This window comes from Skermanella sp. (genome assembly GCF_059503625.1).
The window spans coordinates 1,127-4,908 of record NZ_JCACHA010001173.1 but is presented as its reverse complement, the minus strand read 5'-3'; the positions used below and the strand labels follow the sequence as shown (position 1 = coordinate 4,908).

The 3,782-nt window shown below is 69.6% G+C and carries 3 protein-coding genes; all 3 read left to right on the top strand.

The window, feature by feature from the left end; translation table 11 throughout:
- A partial coding sequence (locus tag AC5JJ6_RS41475) for a catalase family protein (RefSeq protein WP_496047660.1) occupies positions 1-886 on the top strand: 886 nt, incomplete at its 5' end.
- 137 nt (positions 887-1,023) lie between these two features.
- Positions 1,024-2,961, top strand: coding sequence for a methyl-accepting chemotaxis protein (locus AC5JJ6_RS41470; protein WP_496047659.1), 1,938 nt, complete (start codon positions 1,024-1,026; stop codon positions 2,959-2,961).
- 31 nt (positions 2,962-2,992) lie between these two features.
- The coding region (locus tag AC5JJ6_RS41465) for a chemotaxis protein CheW (RefSeq protein ID WP_496047658.1) at positions 2,993-3,782 on the top strand (790 nt) is incomplete at its 3' end.

The following is a 3,782-nucleotide window of genomic DNA, read 5'->3' as shown; positions in this document are numbered from 1 at the left end:
CGCCCAGGGGATATTCGCCCGACGGGAAAGCTATCCCGTGATGCTGCGCCTTTCCACCATCCCCGGCGATATCCTGGACGACAGCGTCACCGTGCCGCGTGGGTTGGCGATCAAGGTGCTGGGGGTAGAAGGCGAGCGGCTTCCCGGCGCCGGGTCTTCGACGACGCAGGACTTCCTGCTGGTCAACTCACCAGCCTTCGCAGTGCCGAATGCCAGGAAGTTCCTCGCCAGCCTGAAGCTGCTCGCCGCGACGACCGATCAGCCGCAGATCCTCAAGAAGGCGGTATCGGCGGTGCTGCGCGGTGCCGAGAACGTCGTGGAGGCGTTCGGCGGGGAGAGTTCCACTCTCAAGACCATGGGCGGGGCGCTGCAGACGCACCCGCTCGGCGATACTTTCTATACGCAGACGGCTTTCCGCTACGGCGACTACATCGCCAAGCTTTCGCTGGCCCCGGTATCGCCCGAACTGACCGCGCTGACCGGGACGACGCTCGCCACGTCCGGCAATCCCAACGTGATCCGCGATGCCGTCACCGGGTTCTTCCGGCGCAATTCGGGTTCCTGGGAAGTCAGGGCGCAGCTTTGCACCGATCTCGATGCCATGCCGGTCGAGGACGCCTCGGTCGAGTGGCCGGAGGACCGCAGTCCGTTCGTCGCGGTCGCGCGGATCACGCTGCCGCCGCAGACGGGATGGAGCGAGCAGCGGTCGCATGTGGTCGATGACGGATTCGCGTTCAGCCCGTGGCACGGGCTGGCGGCGCACCGGCCGCTCGGCTCGATCAACCGGGTGCGCAAGCCTTCCTACGAGATGTCGGCGGGCTTCCGCGCCGAACGAAACGGCTGCCCGATCCACCATCCCGGCAAAAGCGCCAGACTGCCGGAGTGATGGGGCCGCGGGAGCAGAAAGCCGGGGCAGCCGGTTTCAAGAACAACACGAAATAAATGCTATCTCAAAGATCGCTTGCGGCATCAAGGTAGTTCTTTATGTTGGCGGGCTGTAGTCTGCCGCTAAGGGGCTTCGAGATGGCGTTGATCAAAAAATCCACCTATGCGGCCCAGCGGCCTGCCGAGCCGGCGGAAAGAACCGTAGCCCGGGCTGCGCCCGCACAATCGCCCGCCGCCGCCCCGCAACGGACCCGCGCCCGCACCTATGCGCGGCAGCAGAAGATCGCGGAACGCATAGCCGCCGCCAGCACCGAGATGGCTTCGGCCACGACGGAGGCCGCCTCGGCGGCCGAGGAGCTTCGGCGCAGCATGGAGGAGATCGCCAGCGGCGCGCAGGAGTCCTCCAGCGCCGCGCAGGAGTCGCTGGCGGCGGTCACCGACATCGTGGCCCTGCTCGCCAGGGCTCGCACCATGGCGGCGGCGTCGCGCCAGAAGACGGAAGCCCTTCAGGTTCTTCTGGGTGAGACCGGCGCCCAGATCACCGCTTCGGTAGCGGGCATCTCGGCGGCGGCCAAGCGGCAGACGGCCGCGGTGGCGCTGATCGAGGAGCTGAAGGAACTGGCTTCCAGCATCGGCACCGTCGTCCGCACCGTCAGCTATATCGCCGACCAGACCGACCTGCTGGCGCTGAACGCCGCGATCGAGGCGGCACGCGCCGGTCAGGCGGGCAATGGGTTCGCTGTAGTGGCCGACGAGGTCCGTGCGCTTGCCGAAACGGCGGAGAAGAGTGCGCGCGAAATCGCGGAGTTGGTCTCCCGCATCCAGGAAGAGGTCGGCACGCTGGCAACCGGCATCACGGCGACGGCGGCGACGGCACTGCGCGAGGTGGACAACAGCGCCAAGGTCGTCGCCATCGTCGAGCAGGTCCGCACCGGCATGGGCGAACTGGCGCGGGACAGCCTGGACCTCGCCGCGGCGGCGCAGGAGGCCGAGCATGCGGCGGTGGAAGTCCAGCGCGGCTCCGAGCAGATCGCGGCTGCCGCCGAGGAACAGTCGGCGGCGACGGACGAGTCGCTCCGGAGTCTGGCGGAACAGACCCTGGCGCTGGAACAGGCGCAGATGACGGCGCAGGAGCTGGCCGGACTGGCGGACGAGCTGCTCCACAGCGGCGACCTGATCCGGAGCGCCGAACAGGTGGCGTCGGCTTCGGAGGAGCTGTCGGCGACCGTCCAGGAGTTTTCCGGCGCCGCGGCCCATATCATGACGGCGGTCGATCAGATCAACCGGGGCGCGGAACAGCAGGCCTCCGCGACCCGCCAGTCGAGCGCCGCCCTCACCCAGATCGAGGCTTCGGCACGGCGGATACGCACCGGAACCGGCGGCGCCGTCGACCGGTCCGCCACCATGGCTGATCTGATCGCGGACGGCCGGCGGAACGTCACGTCCCTGATCGACGGGGTCGAGCAGGCCGTGGCGCAGACCCATGCAAGCCTGGGACGGATCGGGACGCTTGAACAGATGGTGCGCCGGATCGGCAAGATCGTCGACGGCATCAACACGGTGTCGATCCAGACCAACATGCTGGCGATCAGCGGTTCGGTCGAAGCGGCGCGGAGCGGCGACGCGGGCCGTGGCTTCGCGCTGGTTTCCGCCGACATCCGCAATCTGGCGCGGGACTCGGCGGAGAACGGCGATCGGATCAAGGACACGGTGCAGGCGATCCAGGACCATGTGCGGGCGGTCAGGATGGAGCTGGAAGTGACGCTGGCCGCCAACGACCTGGAAGTGCGGAAGAACCGCGACATCATCGATACGTTCGGCGCGGTCGAAGCCGACATGGCGGAGATCCGCACCGGCAACGAAGGGCTTCTCCAGGACGCCGACGTCATCCTGCGGGCGACGGCCCAGGCGTCGGCCGGAACCGGGCAGGTCGCGACGGCGGCGGAGCAGGCCAGCCGCGCGGCCGAGCAGGCGGCGGCGGCATCCCGGCAGCAGGCGCGCGGCGCCGAGGATCTGGCGGCCTCGATCGAGGAAATAGCCTCGCTCGCGGACGAACTCCAGAACTCCGCAGAGTGAGCGGGGAGTGACCAGGACACGGGGAAAGCCGATGGCAGCCGCTTCTGGCCCGGCCGCCGCTGACGGTCCGGCCGCCGCTGGCGGCCCGGTCGCGCCGGCGGTGCGAAGCCAGCATCTCGTCTTTCGGATCGGCGACGTCAGTGCGGCACTGCCGGTCGCCGACATCGTCGAGGTGGTCCGGCGGCCGGAGGTACTGCCGGTCCCCCTCAGTCCGCCGGCGGTGGAAGGGCTGATGAACCTGCGCGGCACCGTCACCGTGCTGATCGACATGCGGCGGGCGCTGGGGCAGCCGGAGGCCGTAACCGGCGAAGGCGTGCGGGTGGTCGTGCTGGGCGGCGGGCGGCGGATCGGGCTTCAGGTCGACCGCATCGCCGGCATGATCGGTTCGGCGCCGGGGGAGACGGGCGAGGGAGCCGGCGAAGCGGCGGTTTCGCTGCTGGACCTGGAACGGGTGCTGCCGCGCATCGCCGCCGGGGCCGCACGCCCGGTCCACCGGTCTTCGGGCGGCCAGGGAACCGGACAAGGCAACGGACAGGCTGCCGCCCCGGTCCGGACGGACGCGGCGGCGGAAACGCGGACGCTGGTCACCTTCGAAGCCGACGGCGAGGAATACGCGATCCCGGTTTCCGCCGTACGCGAGATCGTCCGGCGGCAGGCCGGCGTCGCCCGGATGCCCCATGCCGACGGCCACAACCTGGGCGTCATGACGCTGCGCGGCCGGCTGCTTCCGCTGGTCGACCTGCGGTCGCTGCTGGGGCTCGGGGTATCGGCGGCCAGCCGGCGCGACGACGCGGCGGGCAGGATCATCGTGCTGTCGTTCG

Excerpts from the sequence above, each read along its gene's own strand:
- AC5JJ6_RS41470 (WP_496047659.1), top strand. The coding sequence starts at position 1,024 with ATGGCGTTGATCAAAAAATCCACCTATGCGGCCCAGCGGCCTGCCGAG.